The organism is Streptomyces sp. NRRL B-24572 (genome assembly GCF_002156145.1).
GTDB classification, from domain to species: domain Bacteria; phylum Actinomycetota; class Actinomycetes; order Streptomycetales; family Streptomycetaceae; genus Streptomyces; species Streptomyces vietnamensis.
In genome coordinates, this window is record NZ_MWIG01000152.1 from 1 (window position 1) to 16,491 (window position 16,491).

At 73.9% G+C, this 16,491-nt stretch carries 18 protein-coding genes; 10 read left to right on the plus strand and 8 right to left on the minus strand.

Annotated features, from left to right (window positions below; translation table 11 throughout):
• Together CCN56_RS09720 and CCN56_RS09725 are read left to right on the plus strand one after the other, a co-directional pair.
• Positions 1 to 432 (plus strand): integrase core domain-containing protein (locus CCN56_RS09720; RefSeq protein WP_143664478.1); only part of this gene is annotated, 432 nt, incomplete at its 5' end.
• A gap of 49 nt (positions 433 to 481) precedes the next feature.
• The gene (locus CCN56_RS09725) at positions 482 to 1,933 is read left to right on the plus strand and encodes an MFS transporter (RefSeq protein ID WP_086825543.1); all 1,452 of its coding nucleotides are present in this window, start codon (positions 482 to 484) and stop codon (positions 1,931 to 1,933) included.
• A gap of 14 nt (positions 1,934 to 1,947) precedes the next feature.
• On the opposite strand, the gene CCN56_RS09730 is transcribed toward CCN56_RS09725, so the two are convergent.
• Genes CCN56_RS09730 through CCN56_RS09745 form a run of 4 tightly spaced genes read right to left on the minus strand, consistent with a single transcriptional unit; the run spans position 1,948 to position 5,420 of the window.
• Positions 1,948 to 2,553: a response regulator transcription factor gene (locus CCN56_RS09730; protein WP_086825545.1), complete on the minus strand. Its 606-nt coding sequence runs from the start codon at positions 2,551 to 2,553 to the stop codon at positions 1,948 to 1,950.
• Complete coding sequence (locus tag CCN56_RS09735) at positions 2,550 to 3,752, minus strand: sensor histidine kinase (RefSeq protein ID WP_086825546.1); 1,203 nt, start codon at positions 3,750 to 3,752, stop codon at positions 2,550 to 2,552. Before CCN56_RS09735 ends, CCN56_RS09730 begins: the two co-directional genes overlap by 4 nt.
• Before the next feature lie 25 nt (positions 3,753 to 3,777).
• The gene (locus CCN56_RS09740; protein ID WP_086825548.1) at positions 3,778 to 4,500 is read right to left on the minus strand and encodes an ABC transporter permease; all 723 of its coding nucleotides are present in this window, start codon (positions 4,498 to 4,500) and stop codon (positions 3,778 to 3,780) included.
• The gene (locus CCN56_RS09745; protein ID WP_086825550.1) at positions 4,497 to 5,420 is read right to left on the minus strand and encodes an ABC transporter ATP-binding protein; all 924 of its coding nucleotides are present in this window, start codon (positions 5,418 to 5,420) and stop codon (positions 4,497 to 4,499) included. The genes CCN56_RS09740 and CCN56_RS09745 overlap by 4 nt, the downstream gene beginning before the upstream one ends.
• Positions 5,421 to 5,693: 273 nt before the next feature.
• Here CCN56_RS09745 and CCN56_RS09750 point away from each other — a divergent pair, with 273 nt between their 5' ends.
• The 3 genes from CCN56_RS09750 to CCN56_RS09760 are packed head-to-tail and all read left to right on the plus strand — an operon-like array spanning position 5,694 to position 8,624.
• On the plus strand, positions 5,694 to 6,548 hold the full coding sequence (locus CCN56_RS09750; protein ID WP_086825552.1) for a MaoC/PaaZ C-terminal domain-containing protein: 855 nt from the start codon (positions 5,694 to 5,696) through the stop codon (positions 6,546 to 6,548).
• Between the two features lie 21 nt (positions 6,549 to 6,569).
• Positions 6,570 to 7,646, plus strand: coding sequence for a Zn-dependent alcohol dehydrogenase (locus tag CCN56_RS09755; protein ID WP_086825554.1), 1,077 nt, complete (start codon positions 6,570 to 6,572; stop codon positions 7,644 to 7,646).
• A 15-nt stretch (positions 7,647 to 7,661) separates the two neighbouring features.
• Positions 7,662 to 8,624: a 3-oxoacyl-ACP reductase gene (locus CCN56_RS09760; protein WP_086825556.1), complete on the plus strand. Its 963-nt coding sequence runs from the start codon at positions 7,662 to 7,664 to the stop codon at positions 8,622 to 8,624.
• Between the two features lie 87 nt (positions 8,625 to 8,711).
• Here the strand turns inward: CCN56_RS09760 and CCN56_RS44350 are convergent, their stop codons facing one another.
• Together CCN56_RS44350 and CCN56_RS09765 are read right to left on the minus strand one after the other, a co-directional pair.
• Entirely contained in the window at positions 8,712 to 8,846 is a 135-nt protein-coding gene (locus CCN56_RS44350; RefSeq protein WP_256961882.1) for a hypothetical protein, read from the minus strand.
• A gap of 47 nt (positions 8,847 to 8,893) precedes the next feature.
• Positions 8,894 to 10,042, minus strand: a complete 1,149-nt coding sequence (locus tag CCN56_RS09765; RefSeq protein WP_179199771.1) for a hypothetical protein — start codon at positions 10,040 to 10,042, stop codon at positions 8,894 to 8,896.
• 252 nt (positions 10,043 to 10,294) lie between these two features.
• Here CCN56_RS09765 and CCN56_RS09770 point away from each other — a divergent pair, with 252 nt between their 5' ends.
• The 5 genes from CCN56_RS09770 to CCN56_RS09790 are packed head-to-tail and all read left to right on the plus strand — an operon-like array spanning position 10,295 to position 15,319.
• Complete coding sequence (locus CCN56_RS09770) at positions 10,295 to 11,329, plus strand: ABC transporter substrate-binding protein (protein WP_086825559.1); 1,035 nt, start codon at positions 10,295 to 10,297, stop codon at positions 11,327 to 11,329.
• A gap of 58 nt (positions 11,330 to 11,387) precedes the next feature.
• Positions 11,388 to 12,206: a Nif3-like dinuclear metal center hexameric protein gene (locus tag CCN56_RS09775; protein ID WP_086825561.1), complete on the plus strand. Its 819-nt coding sequence runs from the start codon at positions 11,388 to 11,390 to the stop codon at positions 12,204 to 12,206.
• Positions 12,203 to 12,946 (plus strand): zinc ribbon domain-containing protein, encoded by a 744-nt coding sequence (locus tag CCN56_RS09780; RefSeq protein ID WP_179199773.1) that lies wholly within the window; start codon positions 12,203 to 12,205, stop codon positions 12,944 to 12,946. The genes CCN56_RS09775 and CCN56_RS09780 overlap by 4 nt, the downstream gene beginning before the upstream one ends.
• Positions 12,946 to 14,460, plus strand: a complete 1,515-nt coding sequence (locus CCN56_RS09785) for a bifunctional RNase H/acid phosphatase (protein ID WP_086825563.1) — start codon at positions 12,946 to 12,948, stop codon at positions 14,458 to 14,460. The genes CCN56_RS09780 and CCN56_RS09785 overlap by 1 nt, the downstream gene beginning before the upstream one ends.
• A 49-nt stretch (positions 14,461 to 14,509) precedes the next feature.
• A complete protein-coding gene (locus CCN56_RS09790) occupies positions 14,510 to 15,319 on the plus strand; it encodes a GNAT family N-acetyltransferase (protein ID WP_086825565.1) in 810 nt (269 codons plus the stop codon).
• Here the strand turns inward: CCN56_RS09790 and eda are convergent.
• Positions 15,309 to 15,953: a bifunctional 4-hydroxy-2-oxoglutarate aldolase/2-dehydro-3-deoxy-phosphogluconate aldolase gene (gene eda, locus CCN56_RS09795; RefSeq protein ID WP_086825567.1), complete on the minus strand. Its 645-nt coding sequence runs from the start codon at positions 15,951 to 15,953 to the stop codon at positions 15,309 to 15,311. The genes CCN56_RS09790 and eda overlap by 11 nt on opposite strands.
• A gap of 68 nt (positions 15,954 to 16,021) precedes the next feature.
• On the minus strand, positions 16,022 to 16,491 hold a 470-nt coding region (locus tag CCN56_RS09800), incomplete at its 5' end, for a YaaA family protein (protein WP_143664479.1).

Sequence of the window (16,491 nt, forward strand, 5' to 3'; positions counted from 1 at the left end):
GCCGTCGACGACCACTCCCGCCTCGCCTACAGCGAGATCCACCCGGACGAGAAGGTCGCGACCTGCGCGGGCTTCCTGATCCGCGCGGCCGCGTTCTTCCAGGCCCAGGGCATCGACCGCATCGAGCGGGTCCTGACCGACAATGCCTGGGCCTACCGCAAGGGCCTGGCCTGGAAGAACGCCCTCGCCGAGCTCGGCGCGACCGGCAAGCTGACCCGGGCCTACCGGCCGCAGACCAACGGCAAGGTCGAACGCTTCAACCGCACCCTCCTCGACGAGTGGGCCTACCTGCGGCCCTACACCTCGAACACCGAGCGGACAGCGGCCCTGGCAGACTTCCTCCACACCTACAACCACCACCGCTGCCACACCGCACTCGACGGACACCCGCCGATCAGCCGCGTCAACAACGCTGCGGGTCAATACACCTAGGGCTTTGTCCCCATGTACGGGGCGGAAGTGGTCTGCGACCATCACATGCATGCCGCAGACCGACTCCGCCACCACGACCGCGCCCTCCGCCCCCCGACTCTCCCCCCGCCCCTGGGCGGTCGTCCTGACCGCCTGCGCGGGGCAGTTCCTCGTCGTCCTCGACGTCTCCGTCGTGAACGTGGCACTGCCGTCGATGCGGTCCGACCTCGGGCTCTCGGCGGCCGGCCTGCAGTGGGTGATCAGCGCGTACGCGATCGCCTTCGCCGGGTTCATGCTGCTCGGCGGGCGGGCCGCCGACCTCTACGGGCGCAAGGCGATGTTCCTGCTCGGGCTCGGGCTCTTCACCGCCGCCTCGGTCGCGGGCGGCCTCGCCCAGGAGGGCTGGCAGCTCGTCGCGGGCCGCGCGGTCCAGGGCCTCGGCGCGGCCGTCCTCTCACCGGCCACGCTGACCCTGGTCACCGGCGCCGTCGCGGCCGGAGCCGCCAGGACCCGGGCCATCGCCACCTGGACGGCGGTGGGCGCGGCCGGCGGCGCGGCGGGCGGCTTCGTCGGCGGGCTCCTCGTCGACCTGCTGTCCTGGCGCTGGGTGCTCCTCATCAACGTCCCGATCGGGGTCGTCGTCCTGGCGGGCGCGGTGTACTGGCTCCGCGAGAGCCGCACCGGCGACGGCCGCCGCCTCGACCTGCCGGGCGCGGTCCTCGTCACGGCGGGCCTCGCCACCCTCGCGTACGGCATCGTCCAGACCGAGGAGGCCGGCTGGACCGACCCGGCGACGCTCCTGACGCTCCTCGGCGGCCTCGCGCTCCTCGCCGTCTTCGTGACCGTCGAGGCCCGCACGGCGGCCCCGCTGATGCCGCTGAAGCTGTTCCGCACGCGGGCGGTGTCGGCGGCCAACGTGGGGATCCTGCTGTGCGGTTCGAGCTCGTTCGGCATGTGGTTCTTCATGACGACGTACGCGCAGAGCGTCCTCGACTACAGCCCGCTCCAGGCCGGCCTGGCGCTCGTCCCCAGCTCCCTCAGCGTCATCCTCGGCTCGAAGCTGGCCCCGCGCCTGATGCCGGCCGTCGGCGCCCGCAACCTCGCGGTGATCGGTGCGCTCATCGGGGCCGGCGGCTTCGCCTGGCAGTCCACGATGACCGCCGACGGCGACTTCCTGACGACGATCCTCGGCCCCGGGATCCTGATGATGGGCGGCATCGGCCTGGCCACCACCCCGCTGGCCACCCTCGCCACCTCCAGCGCCGCCCCGGGCGACGCGGGCCTCGTCTCCGGCCTCGTCAACACCTCCCGCACCATGGGCGGTGCCCTCGGCATCGCGGTCCTGACCACGCTCGCGACCGCCGTCACGGGCCCGACCGCGACCCCCGCCGGCCTCACCGCCGGTTACGCGGCGGCCTTCCGCGTCTCGACGGCCGTCCTCGTCGGCGCGGCCCTGCTGATGCTGCTCTGGCTCCCCAAGGGCTCCGCGAGGCGAAGCGCCAAGGCCCGGGTCCAGGCTTAGGTCCGAGCCCGGGCCTAGAGCCAGCCCTTCTGCCGCGCCGCCCGCACCGCCTCCATCCGATTCCGCGTGCCCGTCTTGCCGATCGCGGAGGACAGGTAGTTCCGTACGGTCGACTCCGAGAGGTGGAGGGTCGCGGCGATGTCCGCGATCGTCGCGCCGTCCACCGAGGCCGCCAGGGCGTCCCGCTCACGCCCCGTCAGCGGGTTCGGGCCCGCGCCGAGGGCCGCCGCCGCGAGCGCCGGGTCGATGACCGTCTCGCCCCGCAGCGCCTGCCGTACCGCCTCGGCCAGGTCCTCCACGGGCCCGTCCTTCACGAGGAAGCCCGCCGCGCCCGCCTCCATCGCCCGCCGCAGATAACCCGGCCGGCCGAAGGTCGTGAGGATGAGGACCCGGCAGTCCGGGACCTCGTCCCGCAGGTCCGCCGCCGCGTCGAGCCCCGAACGCCCCGGCAGTTCGATGTCGAGGAGGGCCACGTCCGGGCGTGCGACGAGCGCCGCGTCGACGATCTCGTCCCCCCGCCCGACCTGCGCGACCACCTCGATGTCGTGCTCCATCCCGAGCAGCAGGGCCAGCGCCCCGCGCATCATGCCCTGGTCCTCGGCGAGCAGAAGTCTGATCATTCGGCGGGCTCCCCCTGGTGCTGTACGGGGGCCTCCACGGGGAGTTCCGCGGTGACCCGGAACCCGCCGCGCGGAGCGGGCCCCGAGTCAAGAGTGCCGCCTGCCGCGGCGAGCCGCTCGTGCAGGCCCCGCAGGCCGCTCCCCGGGGTGCCCGTGCTCGCCGGGCCGCGGCCGTCGTCGGTGACCGTGAGGCGGACCCGTTCGGCGGTGCCGGAGAGGGTGATCTCGCAGCGGGCGGCGCCGCTGTGACGGATCGCGTTGGTCGCGGACTCGCGGACCACCCAGCTCAGCAGGGCCTCCGTCGCGGGTTCGAGGAGCGGTCCCGAGCGGCGTACGACCGGTTCGATGCCGGCGGTGGAGAGCGCGTCGCGCGCCCGGTCGAGCTCGGTGGCGAGGCTGCCCTCGCGGTAGCCGGTGACCGCCTCGCGGATCTCGGTCAGCGCCTGGCGGCCCACGGCCTCGATGTCCGCGACCTGCGCGAGCGCCGCGTCCAGGTCGCGCGGGGCGAGCCGCCGTACGACCTCCGACTTCACCACGATCACCGACAGCGTGTGGCCGAGCAGGTCGTGCAGGTCGCGGGAGAACCGCAGCCGTTCCTTCTCGACGGCCGTACGGGCCAGCTCCTCGCGGGTCTCGCGCAGTTCCCTGACCGTCTCGTCCAGGGCGAGGATCGCCGCCGTCACCATGACGGAGATGAACGTGCCGTACACGACGCCGAGCGAGTCCCAGCCGTCCCGCCAGTACGTCACCGCCCCGACCGCCGCGACCAGTGGGAAGACGATGAACCGCAGCCGCTCCCTGCCCCGTACCACCGCGCCGACCGCGAGGCCCAGGAGCGGGAAGAGGAGCAGCCACTCGCGGCCGTAGCCGATGGCGAGGGCGAAGGTCAGCGCCCCGAGGGCGACGAGGAGGGCCCAGGTGGCGGGCGATTCGCGGCGGCGCCGGTCGAAGGCGCGGAAGACGATCGCGATGTAGAGGGTGTTGAAGGCGAGCAGGCCGAGTCCGCCGAGCCAGGGGTTGGGGGCCTCGCCCCCGAGGAGGTGGGACAGCGCGCCCAGGCCCATCAGGAGCCAGGGGAGGAGGCTCAGCCCGTTCGGCCCCCGTTCCTTCCGGACGCAGGCCCGGAGCCGGGCCCGCTCCCTCCGGCCCCCGGCCCGCTCCTTCGCGGCTCCGGTCCACACTTCCCAGACGTCCTTCATCCCCGTGTCCTCTGTTCCGGCTCGTTCACGCGGTCCGTGCCGAACGACGGTACGAGGTCGCCGCGTACGCACCGAACAGGGCCGCCCAGACCGCGATGACCGCGAGTGCCGCCATGCCCGGGGCGTGCCCGGTGGTGACCGAGACGCCGATCTCGGCGAAGCGGTTGGTCGGGGTGTACTCGGAGAGGGCGCGCAGCCAGCCGGGGAAGAGGCTCACCGGGAACCACAGGCCGCCGAGGACCGCGAGGCCCAGGTTGCAGGCGATGTTCGCGACGCCCGTCGTCTGCGCGGTGAGGCGGTAGCCGTTGCCGATGCCGAGGAGGGTGAAGGGGAGCGAGCCGAGCCAGAGGGTGAGCGCGACCACGGCCCACTGCCAGGCCGCCAGGTGGACGCCGTTGAACAGGCCGCCGGCGAGGAGGACCCCGAGGATCGCCGGGAGCACCACCACCGAGCCGGTCAGGGCGCGGCCGACGACGACCTGGCGCGGGGACATCGGGGTGATCCGCAGCTGCCGCAGCCAGCCGGAGCCCTTGTCCTCGGCGACGCCCGTGCCGATCGACAGGGCGGAGCCGAGCGCTCCGTACGCCGCCATGCCGACCATGGAGGCGGCCTTCCACTCCGCTTCGTTCTGGCCGCCGAGGTTGGTGAAGAGGAGGTACATCATCACCGGGACGGCGATGGTGCCGATGGCGAAGCCGGTGTCGCGCAGGGTGCGGCGGACTTCGAGGCGTACGTACTCGGTGATCATCGGGTCGTCTCCAGGGCGGGGGCCTGCGCGGCCGGGGCGTGTGCGGTGAGGGTGAGGAAGGCGTCGTTGAGGGACACGGGGGCGACTTCGAGGCCCCGGATCGCGTCCCGGTCGGCGAGTGCGCGGACGGTCGCGTCGGAATCGTCGGTGTGCAGCCGGGCGCGGTCGCCGCGGATCTCGACGGCGGTCACCCCGGGGAGCAGGTTCAGGCCCTCGCTGGGGGCGCCGGCCAGGTCGAAGGAGACGAGGCTGCCGCCGGCGGCGCGCTTGAGCTGCTCGCCGGTGCCGTCGGCGAGGAGGCGGCCGGAGTCGATGACGACGATCCGGTCGGCGCTGGCGTCGGCCTCCTCCAGGTAGTGGGTGGAGAACAGGACCGTGTTGCCGCGCCGGGCGTAGCCCCGCATCGACTCCCAGAAGAGCTCGCGGGCCTCGACGTCGAGGGCGGCGGTGGGCTCGTCGAGGACGATCAGCTCGGGGTTGCCGACGAGGGCGACGGCGAAGCGGACGCGCTGGACCTGGCCGCCGGAGAGCCGGTCGACCCGGCGGCCGGCGAGGTCGGTGAGGTCGGCGAGCGCGAGGGCCTCGGAGACCGGCATGGGCTTCGGGTAGGTCCGGGCGACGAAGGCGACGAGCTCGCGGACGGTGACCCGGGGGACCGGGCGGCCGTCCTGGAGCATCGCGCCGACCCGGCCGGCGGCGACGGCCTGGGCGGGGGTGCCGCCGAAGAGCCGGACCTCGCCGTTCTCGGGCTCGTCGAGGCCGAGGAGCAGGCCGATGGTGGTGGACTTGCCGGCGCCGTTGCGGCCGAGCAGGGCGACGGTCTCGCCGCGCCGGATGGTGAGGTCGATGCCGTCCACGGCGCGGACCGGTCCGAAGGACCGGGTGACTCCGGCGAAGGCGACCGCTGTCTCGTTCTTCATGGGGACGACGCTACGGAGCGGGGGCGGGGGTCCGGCAGGCGTGAATGTACGGACCCGGCCGTGACAAATGTCCTGGGGCTCCCGGGGGCCACTCATCTGACGTTCCGTCAGGAGGGGTTCACAACCTCCCACCCCTCCGCTATACATGGGTCACCGAACTGGAACGCGTTCTAGATCCGGCGCGTACGGGACGGTCCCCGCACGGCCTCGGTGCGGTCGACGGTGCGGACGGCCGCGCCGAGGTCTCCACCCGCCACAAGGAGCAGCAGCCCGATGCCCATCGACCCCGCAAAGGCCGTCGCCGCGGAACCCCGCAGCGCCGAGATCTCCTGGGACCACAAGGACGTCCAGCTCTACCACCTGGGCCTCGGGGCGGGCGTCCCCGCGACCGACCCCGACGAGCTCCGCTACACCCTGGAGTCCAGGCTCCACGTCCTGCCCAGCTTCGCCACCGTCGCGGGCGCCGGCATGGGCGTCGTCGGCGGACTCTCCGCCCCCGGCATCGACATCGACCTCGCCGCCGTCCTGCACGGCGGCCAGTCGATCACCCTCCACCGCCCCCTGCCCGCCGGCGGCCGCGCCGTCTCCACCTCCCGCGTCGCCGCCGTGTACGACAAGGGCAAGGCCGCCGTCCTCGTCCTGCGCTCCGAGGCCGCCGACGAGGACGGCCCGCTGTGGACCAGCGACGCCTCGATCTTCGTACGGGGGGAGGGCGGCTGGGGCGGCGACCGCGGGCCCTCCGAGCGCCTCGAACTCCCGGACCGCGAGCCCGACGCCACCGTCGAGCGGCCCATCCGCGAGGAACAGGCCCTGCTCTACCGGCTCTCCGGCGACTGGAACCCGCTCCACGCCGACCCCGAGTTCGCCAAGCTCGCCGGTTTCGACCGGCCGATCCTGCACGGGCTCTGCTCGTACGGCATGACCCTCAAGGCGGTGGTGGACACGGTGCTCGGCGGGGACGTCACCCGGGTCCGCTCGTACCGCACCCGCTTCGCCGGGATCGTCTTCCCGGGCGAGACCCTGCGCATCCGGATGTGGGCCTGGGACGGCCGCGTCCAGGTGGCGGTGACGGCCGTGGAGCGCGACGACGCCCCGGTCCTCGCCGACACCCTCGTCGAACACTCCTGATCGCCTGATTGGAGCCGCACCATGCGCGCAGCCGTACTGCACGAGATCGGCCAGGACAAACTCGAAGTCCTCGACGACGTCGAGGCGGTGGGCTTCGGCCCCGGCAAGGTGAAGATCCGCGTCAGGGCCACCGGACTGTGCCACTCCGACGTCTCCGCGATGAGCGGCGTCCTCCCGCAGCCCGCCCCCTTCATCCCCGGCCACGAGGGTGCGGGCGAGATCCTCGACGTCGGCGACGGCGTCACCGGACTCGCGCAGGGCCAGCGGGTCCTGATCTCCTGGCTGCCCGCCTGCGGCGCCTGTCCCTCCTGCAAGCGCGGCCAGACCCAGCTGTGCCTGGCCGGCTTCATGAACGCCGGCACGCCCAACTTCAAGCGCCCCGGCGGCGACGTCTTCGGCTTCGCCGGCACCGGCACCTTCACCGAGGAGGTCGTCGTCGACGCGGGCTGCGCCGTCCCGATCCCCGACGACGTACCCTTCGACATCGCCGCCCTCGTCGGCTGCGGTGTGACGACGGGCCTCGGCGCCGCCATCAACACGGCGAAGGTGGAGGCCGGTTCGTCGGTCGCGGTGATCGGCTGCGGCGGCGTCGGCATCTCCGCGATCCAGGGCGCCAGGCTCCAGGGCGCCGCCCAGATCGTCGCCGTCGACCCCGTCGAGTCCCGCCGCGAGGCCGCCCTGAAGTTCGGCGCCACGGAGGCGGTCGCCCCGGACGCGCTCGCCGACGCCAAGCAGCGGATCACCGGCGGCGAGGGCTTCGACTACGTCTTCGAGGTCGTCGGCAAGTCCGCCACCGCGCGCACCGCGTACGAGACGACCCGCCGCGGCGGCACCCTCTGCGTCGTCGGCGCGGGCGCCCTCGACGACTTCCTCCAGCTCAACATGTTCGAGCTGTTCTTCGACGAGAAGCGGATCCTGCCCTCGATGTACGGCGGCGGGGACGTGCTCCGTTCGTACGAGCGGGCCATCGCGCTCTGGCGGGCCGGCCGCATCGACCTGGAGTCGCTCATCACCCACCGGGTGCCGCTGGCGGGCATCAACGAGGCCCTGGAGCAGATGCGGACCGGCGCGGCCCTCCGTACCTGCATCGAGATCTGAGAGGACTTCTGCGAGATGTCACTCCCTCTTGAGGGTTTGAGCGCGATCGTCACCGGCGCCGGGCGCGGTCTCGGCCGCGCCGAGGCCCTGGAACTGGCCCGGCTCGGCGCCGCCGTCGTCGTCAACGACTACGGGCAGCCCGGCCGCGACGGCTCGGGCGCGGCCTCCGCCGCACCCGCCGAGGAGGTCGCCGCGGAGATCCGCGTGGCGGGCGGCCGGGCGGTCGCCCACCTCGGCGACGTCTCCGACTTCGAGACGGCGCGGGCCCTGGTCGACCTGGCGGTGTCCGAGTTCGGGAAGCTGGACGTCCTGGTCAACAACGCGGGCATCCTGCGCGACCGGATGGTCTTCTCGATGACCGAGGACGAGTGGGACTCGGTGATACGGGTCCACCTCAAGGGCCACTTCAACACCACCCACTTCGCGGCGGTGCACTGGCGGGGCCGCTCCAAGGCGGGCGAGACCGGCGTCTACGGCCGCATCGTCAACACCTCCTCCGAGGCCTTCCTCGCCGGTTCGGCCGGACAGCCCAACTACGCGGCGGCCAAGGGCGGCATCGTGGGCCTGACCACCTCGTCGGCGCTCGCGCTCGCCCGGTACGGGGTGACGGTGAACGCGATCTGCCCGCGGGCCAGGACGAGGATGACCGAGGACGTCTTCGCCGCCATTCCAGCAATCAAGGGGGGCGCCGAGCCGTCGGCCGAGGGCGAACTCGACCCGCTGTCCCCGGACCACGTGGCGCCGCTCGTCGGCTATCTGGCGTCCCCGGCGGCGGCCGGCGTCAACGGGCAGCTGCTCGTCGTGCACGGCGGGATGGTGGCGGTCGTGGACCGTCCGAAGGTCTCGGCCAAGTTCGACACGGCCAAGGAGGCGTTCACGTACGAGGAACTGGACTCCCTCCTGACCCCGCACTACGCCTCCCGCCCGGCGGGCGAGACCTTCGCGGCGGCGGAGGTGCTGGGTCTGAAGAAGGGCTGAGCCACCGGGGTGTGGGGACCCGTCGACGGACGGGCGGTGGGGAAGGCGAAGGGCCCCGGGGAGACCCGGGGCCCTTCGCTTCTTCCCTCAGTGCGCGTGGGCGTCGCCCTCGCGGCGGTGCCGGCCGTGCGGCGAGGACGTGGAGTCCTCCACCGGCGAGGCCTGGCCGCGGTGCTTCCCGGAGCCGTGCGACTCCGTACCCTGCGTGCTTGCATCGGACATGCTGGAACTCACCCCGTGTGTCTTGCTCTTGCTGTGCGGCGGAGAGTCTAGCCAGCGGGCTTGCGGTCCGTGAGCGGAGCCTGCTGCAAAGGCACCGGACGGCACACCCGGGGCTCCTCGGCGGCAGCCACCGGCTCGGGCTCCGGCTCGGGTTCGGGCTCCGGAGGGATCTCCAGGGCGGCGAGACCGCAGGGCGCCTCGGCCGTCGCGTACGGCAGCCGCAGCACGCCCTCGGCCGTCCACAGTCCCGCCCCGGCCAGCCAGCCCTGGGGCGCGGCCAGCTGGGCCATCCGGCGGGACGAGGGCTGCCAGACGCCCACCCAGCTGCCGCCCGCCGCGTCGATCCGCAGCGCCACCGCGCAGGTCTCCGGCAGCAGCACCTGCCCCGGCTGCACCGCGAACGGCGTCACCGCCGCGTCGTCGAGCCGCAGGCAGTCGGGGAACCGCACCGGCAGCAGGGACCCGAGCACGCCCCAGCCGAGCCGGTCGTGCCCCGGGGACGGCGCGTCGGAGCGGATCAGGAGCAGCCCGCTGTCCGGGTCCGCGAGCAGCAGCCGGTCGTCGCTCTCCTCGGTGATCTGGAGCAGCGGCGTCACCTCCCCGCCCCGCTCCAGGTCGACGGCGACCGCCTTCACCGGCCCGCCGTCGAGCCGCCGGTCGAGCGCGAGCATCCGGCCCGTACGGTCCAGCCAGACCCCGCCCGAGCAGCGGCCCTTGACCTCCGCCACCTGCTCGGGACCGAAGGCCCCGCCCGCCACCAGCCACAGCGTCGTCGTGTCGGGGCCGACGCACATGGCGTACGCGCAGATGCCGTCCGGCGAGGGCGGGAGCAGCACCAGGTCCTCGGAGCCGGGCGCCTCCACCGAGCCGAGCCGGAGCTCGCGGGTGTCCGGGCCGGTGGGGTAGAGCAGCGAGAACGTGTTCCGCCGCCCGTCCACGCGGCGGGCGACGAGGACCCGGCCGTCGGCGAGGGGCAGCAGCTGGGCGCCCGGCTCCTCCGGCTGGTCGAGGGGGAGCGGCACGGCGTACGGCTCCGGGCCGTCGAGGGTCCACCTCTCCACGTACAGGGCGTCACCGCCGCCCGCGAGCCTGGCCGCGTACGCGCCGTTGGCCGTGATCGTGAACCCCGTCGGCCAGGCCGCGCCGGGGTCGCGGTCGTCGTCCTCGGCCGTGGTCTCGATGGCACACGCTGTCATCGACTCGTCACCTCCGGCCACGAAGCTAGTTTTCGCACTACCAGCCGAACAACACGAGCAGGGTCACTTCACACATAAGGGTGGCTCTGCGGCAGTTCGGCTGAGGGGGAGGGGGCGGTTGTGCTGGAGTGGCCCGTGGTGAGTAAGGTAAGGCGAACCTAACCGGAGTCTCCGGCTCCGGTCGGTCGCGCCCGTTTCCGTGCCCGGGCGACCCGTGATCCCCGCCAGGACGACCCGTACAGGAGCCTTCTCATGTCCCTCCGCCGCCGCGGCACCGCCGCCGTCGTCGCCCTCGCCGCCGCGCTCTCGCTCGCGGCCTGCGGAGGGGGCGACGGGTCCGCCGGCCCCGCCGGGAAGGAGGGCGCGACCAAGAAGAAGGACGTCGCCGCCGGCGGCAAGGACTTCGGCGACGCCGCCGCCGAGACCGCGGCCATGGGCACCGACGCGAAGCCCGGCCAGTTCCCGCGCACCCTCACCCACGCCCTCGGGAAGACCGAGATCCCGGCCGCCCCCAAGCGGGTCGTCGTCCTCGACGTCGGTGAGCTCGACAACGTCGTCTCCCTCGGCATCAAGCCCGTCGGCTACGCCCCCTCCGAGGGCGACGACGGCATCCCCGGCTACCTCGGGAAGGCCGCAGGCACCCCGAAGTCCGTCGGCACCATCAACAACCTCAACCTGGAGGCCATCGCCAACCTCCGGCCCGACCTCATCCTCGGCAGCCGGCTGCGCGCCGCCGACAAGTACGACGAGCTGTCGAAGATCGCGCCGACCGTGTTCTCCATCCGCCCGGGCTTCACCTGGAAGGAGAACTACCTCCTCAACGCCGCCGCGCTCGACAGGACGGCGGAGGCGAAGACGAAGCTCGCCGCGTACGAGACCAAGGCGAAGCAGCTGGGGACGGACCTCGGCCCGAACAAGCCGACCATCTCCATGGTCCGCTACCTCCCCGGCAAGATCCGCCTCTACGCCAAGGCCTCCTTCATCGGCACGATCCTGGAGGACGTCGGCCTGCCCCGGCCGAAGAACCAGCAGATCGATGAGCTCGCCGCCGAGATCAGCCCCGAGAAGATCGACGAGGCCGACGCCGACTGGATCTTCACCGGCGTCTACGGCGACGCCAAGGCCACCAAGAAGGACACCGCCCAGGCCAACCCGCTCTGGAAGAACCTCAAGGCCGTCAAGGCCGGCCGGGCCAAGGACGTCCCGGACGAGACCTGGTACCTCGGCCTGGGCGTGACGGCGGCGAACAGCGTGCTCGACGACCTGCGGGGCCACCTGGTCAAGTGAGGCGGGGTTGTCCACAGGCCAGGACGACGGGGCACGGGAGCCAGGTAGCCTTTCCTCCGTGCCCCGTCTGTCTGAAGTCATCGCCGAGCTCGACGCCCTCTGGCCACCAGAGCGAGCCGAGTCCTGGGACGCCGTCGGCACCGTCTGCGGCGACCCCGACGCCGAGGTCACCCGCGTCCTCTTCGCCGTCGACCCCGTCCAGGAGATCGCCGACGAGGCGATCGCCCTCGGCGCCGACCTGATCGTCACCCACCACCCGCTCTACCTGCGCGGTACGACGACGGTCGCGGCCGGCCACTTCAAGGGCCGCGTCGTGCACACCCTCATCAAGAACGACATCGCCCTCCACGTGGCGCACACCAACGCCGACACCGCCGACCCCGGCGTCTCCGACGCCCTCGCCGGCGCGCTCGACCTCCGGATCACCGGCCCGCTCGTCCCCGAGAACAACCTCGGCCGGATCTGCGAGCTCGACCGCCCCGAGACCCTCGCCGAGTTCGCCGCCCGCGCCGCCGAGCGGCTGCCCGCCACCGCGCAGGGCATCCGCGTCGCCGGCGACCCCGGCATGACCGTGCGCCGCGTCGCCGTCAGCGGCGGCTCCGGCGACAGCCTCTTCGACGCCGTACGGGCCGCCGGTGTGGACGCCTTCCTCACCGCCGACCTGCGCCACCACCCGGTCTCCGAGGCCACCCAGCACTCACCGCTGGGCCTGGTGGACGCCGCCCACTGGGCCACCGAATGGCCCTGGTGCGAGCAGGCCGCCGCCCAGCTCGACGAGATTTCCGACCGCCACGGCTGGGACCTCCGCGTCCACGTCTCGAAGACGGTCACCGACCCCTGGTCCTCCCACCACACCTCCCCTGGAGCCCCCAACTGAACGCCGCGCCCGCCGACCAGATCCGCCTCCTCGACGTCCAGGCCCTGGACGTCCGCCTCCAGCAGCTCGCGCACAAGCGCAAGTCGCTGCCCGAGCACGCCGAGATCGAGGCGCTGACCAAGGACCTCACCCAGCTGCGCGACCTGCTCGTCGCCGCGCAGACCGAGGAGAGCGACTGCGGCCGCGAGCAGACCAAGGCCGAGCAGGACGTCGACCAGGTCCGCCAGCGCGCCGCGCGCGACCAGCAGCGGCTCGACTCCGGCGCCGTCTCCTCCCCGAAGGACCTGGAGAACCTCCAGCGCGAGATCGTCTCCCTCGCCAAGCGCCAGGGCGACCTGGAGGAGATCGTCCTGGAGGTCATGGAGCGCCGCGAGTCCGTCCAGGAGCGCCTCGCCGAGCTGACCGAGCGGGTCGCCGCCGTGCAGGCCAAGGTGGACGACGCCACCGCCCGCCGCGACGCCGCGCAGGCCGAGCTGGACACCGAGTCCGCGACCGTCGGCAAGGAGCGTGAGCTCGTCGCCGGTGCCATCCCCGAGGACCTGCTCAAGCTGTACGACCGCCTGCGCGAGAAGCAGGGCGGCGTCGGCGCGGCCCGGCTCCACCAGCGCCGCTGCGAGGGCTGCCGCCTGGAGCTCGACATCACCGAGGTGAACGAGATCCGCGCCGCCGCGCCCGACAAGGTCGTCCGCTGCGAGAACTGCAGCCGCATCCTGGTCCGCACCGCGGAGTCCGGCCTGTAATGCGCGAACTCGTGGTCGAGGCCGACGGCGGCTCCCGGGGCAACCCGGGACCCGCCGGCTACGGCGCGGTCGTCCTCGACCCGGCGACGGGGGAGACCCTCGCGGAGGCCGCCGAGTACATCGGCGTGGCCACGAACAACGTCGCCGAGTACAAGGGCCTGGTGGCGGGCCTGAAGGCGGCCCGGGAACTCTTCCCGGACGCCACCGTCCACGTCCGCATGGACTCCAAGCTGGTCGTCGAGCAGATGTCCGGCCGCTGGAAGATCAAGCACCCGGACATGAAGCCGCTGGCCGCCGAGGCCGCCCGCGTCTTCCCGCCGGGCCGGGTCCGCTACGAGTGGATCCCGCGCGAGCGGAACAAGCACGCGGACCGGCTCGCGAACGAGGCGATGGACGCGGGCAAGCGGGGCCGCCAGTGGGAGCCGTCCGCCTCGACGGCGGGCCTGGACGCCACGGCCGCCCGCAACGCCGCGACGCCGCCCCCGTCGGGCCCACCGGGCGACGCGACGGCGGGCGCGGCGCGAGCGCGTGCGGCGCTGGCGACGAGCACGGCGGGCGGTACGGGCACGGGCCCGGCCGCCGGGACCCGAGCCGGGACGCCGATCGGCTCCGCGACGGGCTCGGGCGCCTGGCCGAGCGCCGCGTCGCGCCCGACGACCCCGGACACCGCCGAGGACGACGGCCTGTTCGCCGCCGAGGAGGCCGTCGCGGCCTCGGTGGCCTCCGGCGACTTCGAGGCCGAGGCGGGCGCGCTGGCCCCGACGGGCCATGCGGCCCGGGGCGCGAGCGCAGAGACCGTCGAGGGCGGCGGGCCCGCGGCCGCTCCGGCGCCGGCTGACGCCGCTCCCGCGCAGGCCGCCCCCCGCCAGGGCTGGGCCGGACCCGACATGGGGGCGCCCGCCACCTTCGTACTGCTGCGGCACGGGGAGACCGCGCTCACGCCCGAGAAGCGGTTCTCGGGGAGCGGGGGCAGTGACCCCGAGCTGTCGGCGGCCGGGTTGCGGCAGGCCGAGGCCGTCGCCGAGGCGCTCGCCGCGCGCGGCACCGTCCAGGAGATCGTCAGCTCGCCGCTCACCCGCTGCCGGCAGACCGCCGGCGCCGTCGCCGCCCGCCTCGGGCTCGACGTGCGGGTCGAGCAGGGGCTGCGGGAGACCGACTTCGGCGCCTGGGAGGGCCTGACGTTCGGCGAGGTCCGCGAGCGGTACCCGGCCGACCTCGACGCCTGGCTGGCCTCGCAGAAGGCCGCGCCGACCGGCGGAGGCGAGAGCTTCGCGACCGTCGCACGCCGCGTCGCCGCGACCCGGGACCGGCTGACCGCCGCGTACGCGGGCCGTACGGTCCTTCTCGTCACCCACGTCACGCCGATCAAGACCCTCGTCCGGCTCGCGCTCGGCGCCCCGCCGGAGTCGCTGTTCCGGATGGAGCTGTCGGCCGCCTCGATCTCGGCCGTGGCCTACTACGCCGACGGCAACGCCTCCGTACGCCTCCTCAACGACACCTCGCACCTGCGGTAGGGCGCAAACCGGTGGCGGCGGGCCCCGGCCCCGTACCACCATCACCCGCATGACGTGGTCCTTCACCGACAGCGCCGCGGCCTTCCGGGCCGCCGCCGCAGAGCACCTCGCCGCCGACGCCGCCCGCAACACCGCCGTGCTCACGCTCATGGACAAGGCCGGGCGGCTCGGCTGGTGGGCGGAGGCGGACGGCCGGGTCACCGGCGTCCTCGCGGAGGCGCCGCCCGGCGTGCCCTCCCTCGGGGCCATGACGGAGGAGGCGGCCCGCGCGCTCGCATTCCCCGGTGGACTCCCCGGCGGCGAGGGGCCGACGGAGGTGCGCGGCGAGACGGCCGCCGTCGAGGCGTACGCGGAGGCCACCGGCCGCCCCTGGGCGCCCACCACCCGGATGCGGCTCTTCCGGCTCGGCGAGCTGACCCCGCCGGACCCGGCCCCGACGGGCCGCGCCCGGGTCGCCACCGAGGCCGACGTCCCGCTCGTCGCCGCCTGGGCCAGGGAATTCGTGGTGGCCATCGGCGAGGAGCCCGCCGAGGACTACACCGGCTTCGTCACCGAGCGGATCTCCGAGGGACGGCTGTGGCTCTGGGAGGCGCCCGACGGCCGCCCGGTCTCCATGGCCGCCGTCTCCCGCACGATCGAGGGCCAGGCCCGCGTCCACCTCGTCTACACCCCGCCCGCCGAGCGCGGCCGGGGGTACGCGGCCGGTGCCACCGAAGCGGTCAGCCGGGCCGCCCGGGAAGCCGGAGTCGCACAGGTCCTCCTCTTCACGGACCTGGCCAATCCCACCAGCAACGCCCTCTACCAGCGCCTCGGCTACCGCCCCGTCACCGACCACCTCGGCGTGACGTTCACCCGGTGACGGAGACCCCCGGCTCCGCCGCCCCGCGCGCAAGGGACTCCACCCGCGCCCAGTCGCGGGCCGCGAGGGCGTCGGGCGGCAGCATCCACGTACCGCCGACGCAGCCGACGTTCGGCAGGGCGAGGTAGCCGGGGGCGGAGGCGGGGGAGACGCCGCCCGTGGGACAGAAACGGGCCCGGGGGAGCGGGCCCGCGAGGGACTTCAGATACGGGACGCCGCCCGCCGCCTCGGCCGGGAAGAACTTCATGTCCCGCACCCCGTGTTCGAGGAGGGCCACGACCTCCGAGGCCGTCGACACCCCCGGCAGGAACGGCACGCCCGAGTCCCGCATCGCGCCGAGCAGCCGCTCCGTCCACCCCGGGCTGACCAGGAACCGCGCCCCGGCGCCGACCGCGTCCGCGACCCCGGCGGCCGAGACGACGGTGCCCGCGCCGACGACCGCCTCCGGCACCTCGGCCGCGATCGCGCGGACGGCGTCGAGCGCGGCCGGGGTGCGCAGGGTGACCTCGATCAGCGGCAGCCCGCCGGCCGCCAGGGCCCGTGCCAGGGGCACGGCGTCGGCGGCGTCCTCGATCACGACGACCGGGACCACACGGACGTCCGGGGCAAGGGCGAACACGCTCGTCGAGGACATGGGCGTCATCCTGCCCAGGGCGAACGCCACCCGCAACGACCGTTGCGGAGGATGCAACGAGTGGAGGGCTAGTGGATCTCGTCCACGAGCACGTCGAGCGCCCCCGCCTTCCCGCCCTCCTCCACCACGTACCGCAGGTCCCGCAGCACCTCCGCCAGCTCCGCCGGCGAACCCGGCTCCGCGCCCGCCTCCAGGAGGCTCCGTACGATCCGGCCCTTCGTCGCCTTGTTGAAGTGGCTGACCACCTTCCGGGTCGGCGCGTGCAGCACCCGCACCGTCGCCGTTCGGGCCGCGAGCTCCCCCTTCGGCTTCCACGCCGACGCGTACGCCGACGAGCGCAGGTCCAGGACGAGCCCGTCCCCGGCCGCCTCCGGCATCACCGAGGCCATCGCGCCCCGCCAGTGCGCGCCGAGCGCCCCGAGCCCCGGCAGCTTCACGCCCATCGAGCAGCGGTAGGACGGAATGCGGTCCGTCACCTTCACCGCGCCCCAGAGCCCCGAGAACACGAGCAGCGAGCTCCCCGCCCGCTCCCGGGCCG

Excerpts from the sequence above, each read along its gene's own strand:
- CCN56_RS09745 (WP_086825550.1), bottom strand. The coding sequence starts at position 5,420 with ATGAAGAACGAGACAGCGGTCGCCTTCGCCGGAGTCACCCGGTCCTTC.
- CCN56_RS09740 (WP_086825548.1), bottom strand. The coding sequence starts at position 4,500 with ATGATCACCGAGTACGTACGCCTCGAAGTCCGCCGCACCCTGCGCGAC.
- CCN56_RS09760 (WP_086825556.1), top strand. The coding sequence starts at position 7,662 with ATGTCACTCCCTCTTGAGGGTTTGAGCGCGATCGTCACCGGCGCCGGG.
- CCN56_RS09755 (WP_086825554.1), top strand. The coding sequence starts at position 6,570 with ATGCGCGCAGCCGTACTGCACGAGATCGGCCAGGACAAACTCGAAGTC.
- CCN56_RS09725 (WP_086825543.1), top strand. The coding sequence starts at position 482 with ATGCCGCAGACCGACTCCGCCACCACGACCGCGCCCTCCGCCCCCCGA.
- eda (WP_086825567.1), bottom strand. The coding sequence starts at position 15,953 with ATGTCCTCGACGAGCGTGTTCGCCCTTGCCCCGGACGTCCGTGTGGTC.
- CCN56_RS09735 (WP_086825546.1), bottom strand. The coding sequence starts at position 3,752 with ATGAAGGACGTCTGGGAAGTGTGGACCGGAGCCGCGAAGGAGCGGGCC.
- CCN56_RS09730 (WP_086825545.1), bottom strand. The coding sequence starts at position 2,553 with ATGATCAGACTTCTGCTCGCCGAGGACCAGGGCATGATGCGCGGGGCG.
- CCN56_RS09770 (WP_086825559.1), top strand. The coding sequence starts at position 10,295 with ATGTCCCTCCGCCGCCGCGGCACCGCCGCCGTCGTCGCCCTCGCCGCC.
- CCN56_RS44350 (WP_256961882.1), bottom strand. The coding sequence starts at position 8,846 with ATGTCCGATGCAAGCACGCAGGGTACGGAGTCGCACGGCTCCGGGAAG.
- CCN56_RS09785 (WP_086825563.1), top strand. The coding sequence starts at position 12,946 with ATGCGCGAACTCGTGGTCGAGGCCGACGGCGGCTCCCGGGGCAACCCG.
- CCN56_RS09750 (WP_086825552.1), top strand. The coding sequence starts at position 5,694 with ATGCCCATCGACCCCGCAAAGGCCGTCGCCGCGGAACCCCGCAGCGCC.
- CCN56_RS09790 (WP_086825565.1), top strand. The coding sequence starts at position 14,510 with ATGACGTGGTCCTTCACCGACAGCGCCGCGGCCTTCCGGGCCGCCGCC.
- CCN56_RS09765 (WP_179199771.1), bottom strand. The coding sequence starts at position 10,042 with ATGACAGCGTGTGCCATCGAGACCACGGCCGAGGACGACGACCGCGAC.